Genomic DNA, 13,413 nt, shown 5'->3' with positions numbered 1-13,413 from the left:
GGAAATCCGCAGCAACGCCGAACGCCCTCTCCTAGAATCGTTACAAACGGTTCTAGGAGGGGTAATGCACGGAAGACGCATCCGCGCCGCGCTCGCGGCATCCTTGTTCGCCTTGGCGGCCTTCGGCGCCAGCGCCCAGGCGCAGTCGCCTTCGCGCAATCTCGCACCCGGCTTCACGGCCCGCGCCGCCGGCTCCAAGCTGGTGATCGTCGCGGCCGACATGGAACTGTTCTCCGTGAGCGGAGGCGGCGTGATGGAGCCCCGCGCGGACTGGACGGACGCCGCCCAGAAGCACTTCCGCGCCGCGCTGCTGGCACGCAAGGACGTGGCTGGCGGCGCCACCCAGGAGCTGAAGGAGTCCGAGCTGGACGAGCTCGGGCAGCTCAACGCGCTGCACGGGACGGTGGCGGATGCGGTATTCGCGCACCACATGATGAAGATGCCGGCCCTGCCCACCAAGAACGGCACCCTCGACTGGACCCTGGGCGAGGCCGTGCAGCCCTTGCGCGATCGCACCAACGGCGATTACGCGCTCTTCTTCTGGGTGCGTGACAGCTACGCCAGCGCGGAACGCAAGGCGGCGATGGTGGCGATGACGGTCTTCGGCGCGCTGATGGGGGTGGCCGTCGTGCCGGCGGGCGGCCAGCAGGTCGCCTATGCCTCGCTGGTGGACCTGAAGACCGGCCGCATCGTCTGGTTCAACAACCTCGCGCGCGGCTCCGGCGACCTGCGCGAGGCCGCACCGGCGCAAGAGACCGTCGACGCGCTGCTCAAGACTTTCCCCGCAATTCAATGAGCTCTGCGGAAGTGGCTGGCCGGCGCGCGTTCCTGCGCTCCGCCTGCCGCCATTGCGCGGGGTTCGGCGCGCTGGGACTCGGCGCGGCGGCGTTCGCGCAGGCGCCGGCCGCATGGAAGTCGCCGCCGCGCTTCACCCGCCCCGCGCTCGACACCGACGAGGGCGGCCTCTGGTCCCTGATGGACCGCGAGGAGACCCGCCTGCGCCGCAGCCCGCTCGTCGTGCGGGATCCGGTGCTCACCGGCTACCTGCGCGACCTGGTGTGCCGCCTCGGCGGCGACCATTGCGGCGATGTGCGCCTCTACGTCGTGCGAACGGCGCAGTTCAATGCCTCGATGGCCCCGAACGGCTGCATGCAGGTCTGGTCCGGCCTGCTGCTGCGCGTGGACAACGAGGCGCAGCTCGTCGCGGTGCTCGGTCACGAACTGGGGCACTACCTCGAGCGGCATACGGTGGAGCGCCTGCGCGACCTGAAGAACAAGGCGGCGGCGGTCACGGCGCTGGCCATGTTCGGCCTGCCCGGCGCGCTCGCCGCCTTGGGCGTGGCCGCCAGCGCCATGGGCTTCTCGCGCGACCAGGAGGCGCGCGCCGACGAGATCGGCATGCGCCTGATGCGCGACGCGGGCTACGACGGCCGGCAGGCGGCGCAGATCTGGGACGACCTGCTGGCGGAGCTGAAGGTCCGCGGCGGCGACGACGTCGGCAAGCGCAGCGCCATGTTCGCCTCGCACCCGCCCGCGGGCGACCGGCGCGATGCCTTGCTGACGCTCGCCGGCGACGGCGGGGGCGAGCTGGGCGCCGAGCCGCTCGATCGCGTGCTGGCGCCGCATCGGCTCGAGTGGCTGCAGGAAGAATTGCGGCGCGGCCAGTTCGAGGAAAGCCTCGAGCTGTTCAACCGCAAGCTGAAGCTCAACCCCGAGGATGCGCAGTACCTCTACGCCCGCGGCGAGACCCTGCGCCTACGCGGCAAGGACGAGGACCTGGCCCCGTCCCTGGCCGACCTGCAGAAGGGCGCCTCGCTGGGGAAGGCGCCCCCCGAGCTGTTCCGGTCCCTGGGCCTGCTGCATCGCACGCGACAGGACGGCGCGGCGGCCAACGCGGCCTTCCAGAAATACCTGGCGCTGGCGCCGGAGGCCGGGGACGCCGGCCTCATCAAATCCTACTTTAGCGAAGTGAAATGACCATGAAGAAACTCCTTGCGATCCTGTTGGTGCTGCTGCTGGCCGGGTGTGCGGCGGTCGTGAAGGTGGACGGCGACCAGCTGGTGAACAACAAGCTGTCCGTCAAGCTGCCGGAGGCCTGGAACAAGCTGAACTACCCCGGGCAGCCCTACGAGGTCTGGACGCAGGAAGGCGCCTCGCTCGACCAGCTGCGGCTCTGGGCCGGCGTGCAGCCGGGCAAGCAGATCGTGACGATGCCGCCGGCTGCCGCGGGGCAGAAGGACGCCCGCGCGCCGACCTTCACCAGCGGCATGACGCCCGACCAACTGGTGAGCCTGTTCGAGATCATGTATTCCGCCGACGGCTCGCAGGTGAAGATCACCCGGATCGAGCCGGCCACCTTCGCCGGCGGCAGCGGGGTGCGCTTCGAGTTCCAGGTCACCGTCAAGAAGACGGACCTGCAGATGCGCGGCATGGGCTGGGCCACCGTGCGCAACCAGGAGCTCTACGCCGCCACCTACCACGCGCCGGAGCTTTCCTTCTTCAAGCGCCTGGCGCCGAAGGCGGAGGCGGTGGTCAAGACGGCGATGATCAGGTAGCCGCCGCGACGCCGGGGCGCGCGTCATCCCGCCGGGGCGGGATGACGACTCACCCGTGCCGGATCGCGACCGTCTTCAGCGTGGTGAACCCGTACAGCGCCTCGAAGCCCTTCTCGCGCCCGTAGCCCGAGGACTTCATGCCGCCGAAGGGCAGCTCCACGCCGCCGCCGGCGCCGTAGTTGTTGACGAACACCTGGCCGCTCCTCACGCGCCGGGCCATGCGCAGCTGGCGGGCGCCGTCGCGCGTCCAGATGCCGGCCACCAGGCCGAATTGCGTGGCGTTGGCCAGTTCCACCGCGTGGTCCTCGTCGCGGAAGCTCATGGCGGCGAGCACCGGCCCGAACACCTCCTCCTGCGCCAGCCGGTGCGTGACCGGCACGCCGCGCAGCAGCGTGGGCGCCTGGTAGAAGCCCGACTCCGGCGCCTCGTCCACGACCGTGCCCTGCGCCACCATCGGGATGCCCGCATGCTGCGCATCGGACAGGAAGTCCCACACGCGCTGCTGCTGGGTGGCGCGGATCAACGGGCCGACGTCGAGGTCCATCGCCGCGGGGCCCACGCGCAGCTGGCCGAAGGCCTCGCCGAGGCGCTCCAGCAAGGGCTCGTAGAGGCCTTGTTCGACCAGCAGGCGCGAGCCGGCGGAACAGGTCTGGCCGGCGTTCTGCACGATGGCGTTGATCACGACCGGCAGCGCCGCGTCGAGGTCCGCATCGGCGAACAGGATCTGCGGGCTCTTGCCCCCGAGTTCGAGCGTCACGGGGCAATGCCGCTGCGCCGCGACCTGCTGGATGAGGGTTCCCACCGCGGGGCTGCCGGTGAAGCTGATGTGGTCGATGCCGGGATGGCGGGCGAGCGCGTCGCCGACCTCGTGGCCGAAGCCGGTCACGATGTTGATGGCGCCGGCGGGAAAGCCCACCTCCGCGGCGAGTTGCGCCACGCGGATCAGCGACAGGCAGGCGTCCTCCGAGGGCTTCACCACGCAGCAGTTGCCGGCGGCCAGCGCGCCGCCGACGCTGCGGCCGAAGATCTGCATCGGGTAGTTCCAGGGAATGATGTGCCCGGTCACCCCATGCGGCTCGCGCCAGGTCAGCACGGTATAGCCTTCCTGGTAGGGCAGGGTCTCGCCGTGCAGCTTGTCGCATGCGCCGGCGTAGAACTCGAAGTAGCGCGCCAGCGCCGCGGCGTCGGCCATCGCCTGCTTCGTGGGCTTGCCGCAATCGCGCTGCTCGATCGCCGCGAGTTCGTCCGCGTGCTCCGCCACCTTCAGCGACAGGCGCATCAGCAGGCGGCCGCGTTCCGCCGCGCTGAGGCGGCTCCAGGGCCCTTCGAAGCACTGGCGCGCCGCCTGCACCGCCGCGGCGATGTCTTCGGGCGTGCCGCGCTGGATGGCGTCGTAGGCCTGGCCGTCGGAGGGATCGATGACGGGCAGGGTGCGCTCGGTGGAGGAACGCACCGGCGTGTTCGCGATGTAGTGGAACTGCATGGCGCGATTGTGCGCCACCCGCCGCGTCAGGCGCCCGCGGGAACGTACTGGTGGGCGTGCTCCGCGAGCCAGCGGCGCGAGGCGGCCGCGTCCTGCTGGTCGGGGTGGAAGTCGCGGCGGAAGTAGGCGCGCCAGGGACGGTACGTCCGGCGCACCAGGCCCTCCCTGCCAAAGAGGAAGCGGGCGGCGCTGCGCCAGGTGCGCCACCTCCACAGGGTGCCGTCGTGCTTCAGGTTCGAAAGCGTCTGGCGCAGCGTGTCCAGCAGGAAGATGGTGGTGATGCGCTTCATCCACCGGATGCGCCACGCGTGGTCGCCGCCCACGGCCTGGTACAGGTCGAAGGCGGTGCACTTGTGTTCCGATTCCTCCGCGCTGTGCCACAGCCAGAGGGTGACCAGCCGCGGGTCGCGATCGCCCAGCAGGTGGGGGTGGTGCAGGAGGAAATCGGCCAGGATGGCGGTGAAGTGCTCGTTGGCCGCGGTGATCGCCAGCCAGTGGCGCACGTCCTGGCCCTCCAGCAGCTGCAGGCGCTCGCGGGCGCGCGCCTCCCACTCGTTGACGAGACCCGACTGCTCCAGGTGCGCGTTGTACAGGGAGTGCAGCCGGCGGTGCGTGGCCTCCTGTCCGATGAAGCCCTGCACCTCGGCGCGAAACCTCTCCTGCCGGGCGGCGGGCAGGGCCTTGAGGCCCCGGCGCACGGAGTCGATGAAGAACTGCTCGCCGACGGGGAAGCTCATCGAGAGCGCATTGAACAGCGCCGTCCGGAACGGGTCTCCCGCGCACCAATGCCGCGCGATGGGGGCCTTCATGTCGACGAGGAGGCGACGAACGACGAGATCGGTCATGATGAGGGGTGTGGAAAAGTACCGCGCCACGGTACCAAACAGTACCGGGAATCTTCGCATGCACGATTGGGCACTGTCAACGTCGCAGGAACACCGGGGCCGCCTCCTGCGGGGCATGGCCACGGCCGTGGCCGCCAAGGGCTACGGCGACACCACCATTGCCGACATCGTGCGCGAGGCGAGCGTCTCGCGCCGCACCTTCTACGAGCACTTCCACGACAAGGCCGAATGCCTGGTCGCCCTGTACGAGGCCGCCAGCCGCAATGCGCTGGGCGTGCTGCGCGAGGCGATCGATCCCTCGCAGGACTGGGAGCAGCAGGTGGAGCACGCCATCGGCGCCTACCTGCAGTGCCTGGCCAGCAACCCGGTGCTGATGCGCACGCTGTTCGTCGAGATCCTGGGCCTCGGGCCCGACGGCCTGGAAGCGCGCCGCACTATGAATCGCGAGATCGCCGGTTTCCTGATCCAGATGGTGGGCGCGGGCAGGGCGACGCAGCCCGCGATCAGCTACGAGATCGCCACCGCCGTGATCGGAGGCATCCACGAACTCGTGCTGCAGGCCATCGAGGACGGCAAGGTCGACGAGCTGCCGCAGTTGACGGCGACGGCGACGCAGTTCCTGAAGGCCGTCACGCGGCCCTGACTCCTGCGTGGTTCCCAAGACAAGAAAGGCTTCTTTCGCCGATTTGCGAGAGGCATGAAGCGTTCGGCGGAGAGCGCGCTGTGGTTCGAATTGGCGCGGCGAGCCGCTGGTTCGCTTCCTTGCCAGTGGCCCGCGCCCTGGTCCTGCGCAGCGCGCGGATCAGGCAGTTCCCCCCCCCCGCGCACCTGCCTCTTCGGGGACGGCTTGCGGCACGCGTCAACGGAGCTGCTGCGACGAACATGGCGCGACGCAGGACCAGAGCGGGGCTGTCCGGCTCGGCGACATAGAGGAGGAGGCGCGGGCGCGGCGCTCACCCCGGGGCGCGTCTCTCATCCGCGCCGGGGGACAGTCGCAGAGACGGACAGCCCCGTTCTGGTCCGGCAAGAAAGCCACGGCGCACCCGTGGATTTCCCTCATCCGACGGCAATGAACCCTCTTCAGCACCCCCGGAGATCGGCGAAGAACCAAAAAAAAGCGGCCCGTGGGCCGCTTTTCTTCGAGATCCCCGCCTGCGCGGGGAGGACGCTTACGCGTGGAACTTCACCACCAGCGGCACGATCAGCAGCGCCACGATGTTGATGATCTTGATCAGCGGGTTCACCGCCGGGCCCGCCGTGTCCTTGTAGGGGTCGCCCACGGTGTCGCCGGTCACCGCCGCCTTGTGCGCTTCGGAGCCCTTGCCGCCGTGGTGGCCGTCTTCGATGAACTTCTTGGCGTTGTCCCAGGCGCCGCCGCCGGTGCACATGGAGATCGCGACGAACAGGCCGGTCACGATGGTTCCCATCAGCAGGCCGCCCAGCGCCTTCGGGCCGAGCACCAGGCCCACCACGATCGGCACCACCACGGGCAGCAGCGAGGGGATCATCATTTCCTTGATCGCCGCGCGCGTCAGCATGTCGACGGCCACGCCGTATTCGGGCTTCGCCGTGCCTTCCATGATCCCGCGGATCTCGCGGAACTGGCGGCGCACTTCCACCACCACCGCGCCGGCGGCGCGGCCCACGGCTTCCATGGCCATCGCGCCGAACAGGTAGGGGATCAGGCCGCCGATGAACAGGCCCACGATCACCATCGGGTCCGACAGGTCGAAGCTGATCTGGCGGCCGTAGCTTTCCAGCTTGTGCGTGTAGTCGGCGAACAGCACCAGCGCGGCCAGGCCGGCCGAGCCGATGGCGTAGCCCTTGGTCACCGCCTTGGTGGTGTTGCCCACCGCGTCCAGCGGATCGGTGATGTCGCGCACGGAGGCAGGCATCTCCGCCATCTCGGCGATGCCGCCGGCGTTGTCGGTGATCGGGCCGTAGGCGTCCAGCGCCACCACGATGCCGGCCATGGAGAGCATGGAGGTCGCGGCGATGGCGATGCCGTACAGGCCGGCCAGGTAGTAGGCCGACACGATGGCCATGCAGACGAACAGCACCGGCCAGGCGGTGGAACGCATGGAGACGCCGAGGCCGGCGATGATGTTGGTGCCGTGGCCGGTGGTGGAAGCCTGCGCCACGTGCTGCACGGGGTGGTATTGCGTGCCCGTGTAGTACTCCGTGATCCAGACCAGCATGCCGGTGAGCAGCAGGCCGATGACGCAGGCGCCGAACAGCTTGATCTGGCTGCCGGAAGCGGCGATCGCGTTGTCCGGGATCAGCCACATGGTCACGAAGTAGAAGGCGATCAGCGCCAGCACGCCGGCCACGATCAGGCCCTTGTACAGCGCGGGCATCACGTTCTTCATGCCGGGCGAGGCCTTGACGAAGAAGCAGCCGATGATCGAGGCGATGATCGACACGCCGCCCATGGCCAGGGGGTACAGCACCGCGTTGACCGGCGCCGCGGCGACCAGCAGGGCGCCCAGCACCATCGTGGCGATCAGCGTCACCGCGTAGGTCTCGAACAGGTCGGCAGCCATGCCGGCGCAGTCGCCGACGTTGTCGCCCACGTTGTCGGCGATCACGGCGGGGTTGCGCGGATCGTCCTCGGGGATGCCGGCTTCCACCTTGCCCACCAGGTCGGCGCCGACGTCGGCGCCCTTGGTGAAGATGCCGCCGCCCAGGCGCGCGAAGATCGAGATCAGCGAGGCGCCGAAGGCCAGGCCGATCAGCGGGGTCAGCAGCGTGCCCAGCTTGCGGTCCGGCGTGAGGTTGCCGTTGCCCATCAGGAACCAGGTGAAGGCGGTCACGCCCAGCAGGCCCAGGCCGACGACCAGCATGCCGGTGATGGCGCCGCCGCGGAAGGCCACGTCCAGCGCCGGGCCGATGCCGGTGGTGGCGGCCTGCGCGGTGCGCACGTTGGCACGCACCGAGACGTTCATGCCGATGAAGCCGCAGGCTCCCGACAGCACGGCCCCGATGATGAAGCCGACGGCGGTCTGCATGTCGAGGAAGACGGCGATGAGGATGGCGAGCACCACCCCCACGATCGAGATGGTGCGGTACTGGCGGGCCAGGTAGGCCGCCGCTCCGGCCTGCACGGCCGCCGCGATCTCCTGCATGCGGGCGTTGCCCGCGTCCTTACTTAGGATCCAGCTGCGGGCCCAGAAACCGTAGATCACGGCCGCGAGTCCGCAAACGAGCGCCAGCAGCAGCGCCGAGTTGGCTTGCATCAATTTTCTCCTGTCGTTTCGCTTGAGTCTTCGTGAGGGCTCCAACGCCGCGGAGCCCCCGCTGCGTTGCTTCCTCGTGACCCCCGCACGACAGGGAGACCGATTGGCCAACGCGGCGACTATACAGGTGGAAGATTTACAAACAAGCGACTGTCAGCTGAGAGGAGGGCGACATTGACTAAAATCAGGGTTTCCCCTCAGCACGCCTTCATCACTTCACCCGCACCACACATGTCCCTGGACCAAGTCACCCCCGGCAAGAACGTTCCCGATGCCTTCAACGTGATCATCGAGATCCCGATGAACGCAGACCCCGTGAAGTACGAGGTGGACAAGGAGACGGGCGCCATCTTCGTCGACCGCTTCATGAGCACGGCGATGCACTACCCCACCAACTACGGCTACGTGCCCAAGACGATCGCGGGCGACGGCGATCCGGTGGACGTGCTGGTCATCACGCCGGTGCCGCTGATCCCCGGCGTGGTCGTCCCCTGCCGTCCCATCGGCGTGCTGAAGATGCAGGACGAAGCCGGCGACGACGCCAAGGTGCTGGCGGTGCCGATCCAGAAGGTGCTGGGCCTGTACTCGGAGTGGCAGCAGCCGGAGGACCTGAACCCGGTGCGCCTGAAGACCATCTCGCACTTCTTCGAGCACTACAAGGACCTGGAGCCCGGCAAGTGGGTGAAGGTGCTGGGCTGGGAAGGCCCGGAGGCGGCGAAGAAGGAAGTCCTCGACGGGATCGAGGCGTACAAGAAGGAGCATCCGGAGGGTTGATCCCGCCCGGAGAGCCAGCGAAGCGCCGCCCCGCGGCGCTTTTTTCATTCCTGCCGGAACGGCGAGCGGGCCTCCAGGTGCTCCAGGTAGCCCTCGATCCCGCGCCCCTCGCGCTGCAGGAAGCGCTCCACCGCGTCGGCGAACGCGGGATGCGCCAGCCAGTGCGCGCTGGTGGTCTTCACCGGCATCAGCGCCCGCGCCATCTTGTGCTCGCCCTGGGCGCCGCCCTCGAAGCGCGCGATGCCGTTCGCGATGCACCACGCGATCGGCTGGTAGTAGCAGGCCTCGAAGTGCAGGCAGTCCACCCGCTCCAGCGCGCCCCAGTAGCGCCCGTACGCTGCACCATCGCCGACGCCGATGAGGCTGCACGCGATCGGCCGGCCGCGCCGCTCCGCGACGAACAGGAGCCAGTTCTCCGGCATCTGCGCCGCCATGCGGCGGAAGAAGTCGCGCGTGAGGTAGGGCGGGTTGCCGTGCTCGAGGTAGGTGCGCTCGTAGCAGCGGTAGAAGAAGTCCCAGTCGCTGGTCGTGATCTCCGCGCCGAGTGCGTGGCGGAAGGTCACGCCGGCCTCGGCCACCTTGCGCCGCTCCTGCCGGATCTTCTTGCGCTTTTCCTGCGTGAGGCTGGCGAGGAAGGCGTCGAAGTCGGCGTAGCTGGCGGTTTCGCCGCCGGGCCGCCCCAAGGCGGAACCAGCCCCCTCGGGGGGCAGCGCGGACACGCCAGTGCCGGGCGTGGGGGCACTGTTGATCCAGTGGAACTGCACGGTGTGGCGCAGCATCAGGCCGGCGCCGCTGCAGGCGGCGATGTCCTCTTCGTCGCCGAACAGCAGGTGCCACGAAGAGAGCTTCTTCTTCCTGCACAGGTCCAGCACGGCGCGCACCAGCGCCGAGCGCGCGTCCGCGTCGCGCGCCAGCAGCCGCGGACCCGGCACCGGCGTGAACGGCACGGCCGTGAGGCCCTTGGGGTAGTAGCGCACGCCGTGCTGCTCGTAGGCATTGGCCCAGGCCCAGTCGAACACGTACTCGCCGTAGGAATGGCTCTTCAGGTACAGCGGGCAGGCCGCGTGCAGTTCGCCCTCGCGCCAGAGCGTCACGAACTGCGGCGTCCAGCCCGCGTCCCGTGTCGCGCTGCCGCTGTCGTGCAGCGCCGCGAGGTATTCGTGCCGCATGAAGGGGGAGCCGCCGGCGAGCGCGAGCAGCGCGTTCCAGGCCGGCGCGTCCACCTCCCTCGGGTCGCCCAGCACGCGGGTAACATAATCGTTCGAGAAGTCTGGCATGTCCGAAATGACACTCACCATCTGTACTGCACAGCTCAATGTCGTCGTCGGCGACATGGCTGGCAACGCGCAAAAGATCATCGCCGCCGCCCGCACCGCCTACGAGCGCGGCGCCCGGCTCGTCCTCACGCCCGAGCTTTCGATCTGCGGCTACCCCGCGGAGGACCTGCTGCTGCGGCCCGCCTTCATCGCTGCCTGCGATGATGCCGTGAAACTGGTGGCCCGCGAGCTCGCGGGGTTGAAGGGCCTGCACGTGGTCGTGGGGCATCCGCGCGGCGGCGCCCTGCGCGGCAAGTCCGTGCAGGTGCAGATGCGCTACAACGCCGCCAGCGTGCTGGCCGAAGGCAAGGTGATCGAGACCTACGCCAAGCGCGAACTGCCCAACTACCAGGTTTTCGACGAGTACCGCTACTTCACCAAGGGGCAGGGCACCTGCGTGTTCCAGGTGGAGGACGTGAGCGTCGGCCTGCTGATCTGCGAGGACGCCTGGTTCGAGGAGCCGGCGCAGCTCGCGCGCGTGGCGGGCGCGCAGGTGCTGGTGGTGCCGAACGCGTCGCCCTTCCACGTCGGCAAGAGCGGCGAGCGCATCGCGCGGATGGTCGAGCGCGCCCAGGCCGTGGAACTGCCCCTGATCTACGCGCACCTCGTGGGCGGGCAGGACGAGGTGATCTTCGACGGCGGTTCCTTCGCGGTGAACGCGGACGGCACGCTGGCCGCGCGCGCGCCGGCGTTCCGGGAAGACCTGTTCTACGTGACAGTCCATCCGGGAGCGAACTCGTACCGGCTGGCCGGCCCCATGGTGGGCGACCTCGGCGACGAGGAGGAACTGTGGCACGCGCTGGTGCTGGGCGTGCGCGACTACATCGGCAAGAACGGCTTCCCCGGCGTGCTGCTGGGGCTCTCGGGTGGCATCGACTCCGCGCTGGTGCTGGCGGTCGCGGTGGACGCTCTGGGCGCCGACAAGGTCCGCTCCGTCATGATGCCTTCGCCCTACACGGCGGAAATCTCCTGGCTCGACGCCGCCGAGATGTGCAAGCGCCTGGGGGTGCGCTACGACGAGATCTCGATCAAGCCGATGTTCGAGTCCTTCCTGCAGGCGCTGGAGAAGGAATTCGCCGGCCTCGCGCAGGACACGACCGAGGAGAACATCCAGGCGCGCATCCGCGGCGTGCTGCTGATGGCGCTGTCCAACAAGTTCGGCAGCATCGTGCTGACGACGGGCAACAAGAGCGAGATGGCCACCGGGTACTGCACGCTGTATGGCGACATGGCGGGCGGCTTCGCGGTGATCAAGGACCTGCTGAAGACCAGCGTGTTCCGGCTCGCGAACTGGCGCAACGCCAACGACCCGTACAAGACCGGCGCCAACCCGATCCCGGAGCGGATCATCACGCGCCCGCCCAGCGCCGAACTGCGCCCCGACCAGGTGGACCAGGACAGCCTGCCGCCCTACGACATCCTGGACGGCATCCTCTCGCGCTACATGGAGAACGACCAGAGCATCGAGGACATCGTCGGCGCCGGCTACGACCGGGCGACGGTGGAACGCGTCGCGCGGCTCGTTCGCATCAACGAGTACAAGAGGCGCCAGGCCCCGATCGGGATCCGGGTGACGCACCGCGGTTTCGGCAAGGATTGGCGCTATCCTATTACCGGCAAATTCAGCGCATAGCGACCGCATCACCCCTGGAGAATCCATGAAGCAGATCACCGCCATCGTCAAACCCTTCAAGCTCGAGGAGGTGCGCGAAGGCCTGGCGGAATGCGGCGTCACCGGCCTGACCGTCACCGAGGTCAAGGGTTTCGGCCGCCAGAAGGGCCATACGGAGCTTTACCGGGGGGCCGAGTACGTCGTCGACTTCCTGCCCAAGGTGAAGATCGAGGTGGTGGTGAAGGACGACGACGTGGACCGCTGCGTCGACGCGATCGTCAACGCCGCCCGCACCGGCAAGATCGGCGACGGCAAGATCTTCATCACCAGCGTGGAACGCGTGGTGCGCATCCGCACCGGCGAGATCGACGAATCGGCGGTGTGAGGTTGAAGCGGCGAGTCACTTGATGGGCCGCTAGAAAAAACCGAACAGCGAACGCAGAGGGCGCAAAGGTACGCAGAAGACGCAGAAAAAACCTCGATAGTATTCAAGGGTTTTTTCTGCGTCCTCTGCGGAACCTCTGCGCCCTCTGCGTTCGGCTGTTCGGTTTATCCAGCGGCCCATCCCAGGCCGCAGCCTCAGATCTCCGACGTGTCCACCCCGCGCGGGCTCATGCGCGCGCCTTCGACCAGGCTGGCGAGCAGGGCGTCGAGGTCGCTGCCGATCGTGAGCAGGTCCAGCTGCCATTCGCTCATGAAGCCGCTGCGCACGCTTTCCTGCAGGAAGTGCAGCAGCGGCTGGTAGTAGCCCCCGAGGTCGAACAGGCCCACCGGCTTGCGGTGGAAGCCGAGCTGCTTCCACGTCCAGGCCTCGAAGAATTCCTCGAAGGTCCCGATGCCGCCCGGCAGGGCGAGGAAGGCGTCGGCGCGTTCGGCCATGAGGCTCTTGCGCTGGTGCATGTTCTCCACGATGTGCAGCTCGGTGCAGTCGCGCTTGGCCCACTCGCGCTCGACCATCGAATGCGGGATCACGCCGACCACCCGGGCGCCGGCATCCAGCGCCGCATCGGCCATCACGCCCATCAGGCCGTTGTTGCCGCCGCCGTAGACCAGCTGGCCGCCGTGCTGGCCGATCCAGCGGCCGACGTCGGCCGCCGCGGTGGCGAAGCGCGTGTCGGCGCCCACCCGGGAGCCGCAGTACACGCAGAGGGAAAAGGCAGGTTTCATGCGGAGAAGAAGCGCACCAGCGCCGTGAGCCAGATGCCGCCGGCCAGCAGCAGCGCCAGGAAGACCGCCGCGCTGCCCATGTCCTTGGCGCGCTTGGAGAGTTCGTGCCGTTCCGGGCCGATCCGGTCGATGGCGGCCTCGACGGCGGTGTTGAGGAGTTCCACCATCATCACGATCAGCACCGAACCGGCCAGCAGGGCCACTTCGACCCAGCCGCGGCCCAGGAAGAACGCGAGCGGAACCAAGACGAAGGACAGGCAGGCTTCCAGCCGGAACGCCGCTTCCTCCCAGCCCGCGCGCAGCCCGGCCATCGAATAGCCGGCGGCGTGCCACACGCGGCTGAAGCCGGTGCGGCCCTTCTGCTCGTTCACGTACTCGGGAAGCGCCTTGCGATGGGACATCCCGCCATTGTCGCCGACGCCGCC

The 13,413-nt window shown here is 68.7% G+C and carries 13 protein-coding genes; 7 read left to right on the top strand and 6 right to left on the bottom strand.

Annotation, left to right across the window (positions count from 1 at the left end):
* Positions 1-64 precede the first annotated feature (64 nt).
* The 3 genes from JJ685_RS10960 to JJ685_RS10950 are packed head-to-tail and all read left to right on the top strand — an operon-like array spanning position 65 to position 2,555.
* Positions 65-796, top strand: a complete 732-nt coding sequence (locus JJ685_RS10960) for a hypothetical protein (protein WP_201674268.1) — start codon at positions 65-67, stop codon at positions 794-796.
* The gene (locus JJ685_RS10955) at positions 793-1,977 is read left to right on the top strand and encodes a M48 family metallopeptidase (RefSeq protein ID WP_201674267.1); all 1,185 of its coding nucleotides are present in this window, start codon (positions 793-795) and stop codon (positions 1,975-1,977) included. Before JJ685_RS10960 ends, JJ685_RS10955 begins: the two co-directional genes overlap by 4 nt.
* A gap of 2 nt (positions 1,978-1,979) precedes the next feature.
* A complete protein-coding gene (locus JJ685_RS10950; RefSeq protein WP_201674266.1) occupies positions 1,980-2,555 on the top strand; it encodes a hypothetical protein in 576 nt (191 codons plus the stop codon).
* Positions 2,556-2,604: 49 nt separating this feature from the next.
* Here the strand turns inward: JJ685_RS10950 and JJ685_RS10945 are convergent, their stop codons facing one another.
* Together JJ685_RS10945 and JJ685_RS10940 are read right to left on the bottom strand one after the other, a co-directional pair.
* Positions 2,605-4,038, bottom strand: coding sequence for an aldehyde dehydrogenase family protein (locus JJ685_RS10945; protein ID WP_201674265.1), 1,434 nt, complete (start codon positions 4,036-4,038; stop codon positions 2,605-2,607).
* 26 nt (positions 4,039-4,064) lie between these two features.
* The gene (locus tag JJ685_RS10940) at positions 4,065-4,883 is read right to left on the bottom strand and encodes a metal-dependent hydrolase (protein ID WP_201674264.1); all 819 of its coding nucleotides are present in this window, start codon (positions 4,881-4,883) and stop codon (positions 4,065-4,067) included.
* Between the two features lie 58 nt (positions 4,884-4,941).
* Between JJ685_RS10940 and JJ685_RS10935 the strand changes: the two genes are divergently transcribed.
* Positions 4,942-5,526: a TetR/AcrR family transcriptional regulator gene (locus JJ685_RS10935; RefSeq protein WP_201674263.1), complete on the top strand. Its 585-nt coding sequence runs from the start codon at positions 4,942-4,944 to the stop codon at positions 5,524-5,526.
* 526 nt (positions 5,527-6,052) lie between these two features.
* Here JJ685_RS10935 and JJ685_RS10930 read toward each other — a convergent pair.
* Positions 6,053-8,119 carry a sodium-translocating pyrophosphatase gene (locus JJ685_RS10930; RefSeq protein ID WP_201674262.1) on the bottom strand — a complete coding sequence of 689 codons (2,067 nt, stop codon included), beginning with the start codon at positions 8,117-8,119 and terminating at the stop codon, positions 6,053-6,055.
* 231 nt (positions 8,120-8,350) lie between these two features.
* Here JJ685_RS10930 and ppa point away from each other — a divergent pair, with 231 nt between their 5' ends.
* The gene (ppa, locus tag JJ685_RS10925) at positions 8,351-8,893 is read left to right on the top strand and encodes an inorganic diphosphatase (RefSeq protein WP_201674261.1); all 543 of its coding nucleotides are present in this window, start codon (positions 8,351-8,353) and stop codon (positions 8,891-8,893) included.
* Between the two features lie 44 nt (positions 8,894-8,937).
* Here the strand turns inward: ppa and JJ685_RS10920 are convergent, their stop codons facing one another.
* Positions 8,938-10,170 (bottom strand): GNAT family N-acetyltransferase, encoded by a 1,233-nt coding sequence (locus tag JJ685_RS10920; protein ID WP_201674260.1) that lies wholly within the window; start codon positions 10,168-10,170, stop codon positions 8,938-8,940.
* A 7-nt stretch (positions 10,171-10,177) separates the two neighbouring features.
* Here JJ685_RS10920 and JJ685_RS10915 point away from each other — a divergent pair, with 7 nt between their 5' ends.
* Together JJ685_RS10915 and JJ685_RS10910 are read left to right on the top strand one after the other, a co-directional pair.
* On the top strand, positions 10,178-11,842 hold the full coding sequence (locus tag JJ685_RS10915; RefSeq protein WP_201674741.1) for an NAD+ synthase: 1,665 nt from the start codon (positions 10,178-10,180) through the stop codon (positions 11,840-11,842).
* 25 nt (positions 11,843-11,867) lie between these two features.
* Positions 11,868-12,206 carry a P-II family nitrogen regulator gene (locus tag JJ685_RS10910; protein WP_201674259.1) on the top strand — a complete coding sequence of 113 codons (339 nt, stop codon included), beginning with the start codon at positions 11,868-11,870 and terminating at the stop codon, positions 12,204-12,206.
* Positions 12,207-12,400: 194 nt separating this feature from the next.
* On the opposite strand, the gene JJ685_RS10905 is transcribed toward JJ685_RS10910, so the two are convergent.
* The gene (locus tag JJ685_RS10905; RefSeq protein WP_201674258.1) at positions 12,401-12,988 is read right to left on the bottom strand and encodes an LOG family protein; all 588 of its coding nucleotides are present in this window, start codon (positions 12,986-12,988) and stop codon (positions 12,401-12,403) included.
* A complete protein-coding gene (locus tag JJ685_RS10900) occupies positions 12,985-13,389 on the bottom strand; it encodes a diacylglycerol kinase (RefSeq protein ID WP_201674257.1) in 405 nt (134 codons plus the stop codon). Before JJ685_RS10900 ends, JJ685_RS10905 begins: the two co-directional genes overlap by 4 nt.
* Positions 13,390-13,413: the final 24 nt, after the last annotated feature.

It is taken from the genome of Ramlibacter monticola (assembly GCF_016722785.1).
GTDB classification, from domain to species: domain Bacteria; phylum Pseudomonadota; class Gammaproteobacteria; order Burkholderiales; family Burkholderiaceae_C; genus Ramlibacter; species Ramlibacter monticola.
Note: the sequence above shows the minus strand (reverse complement) of the source record. Positions and strands in the feature narration are given on the sequence as shown.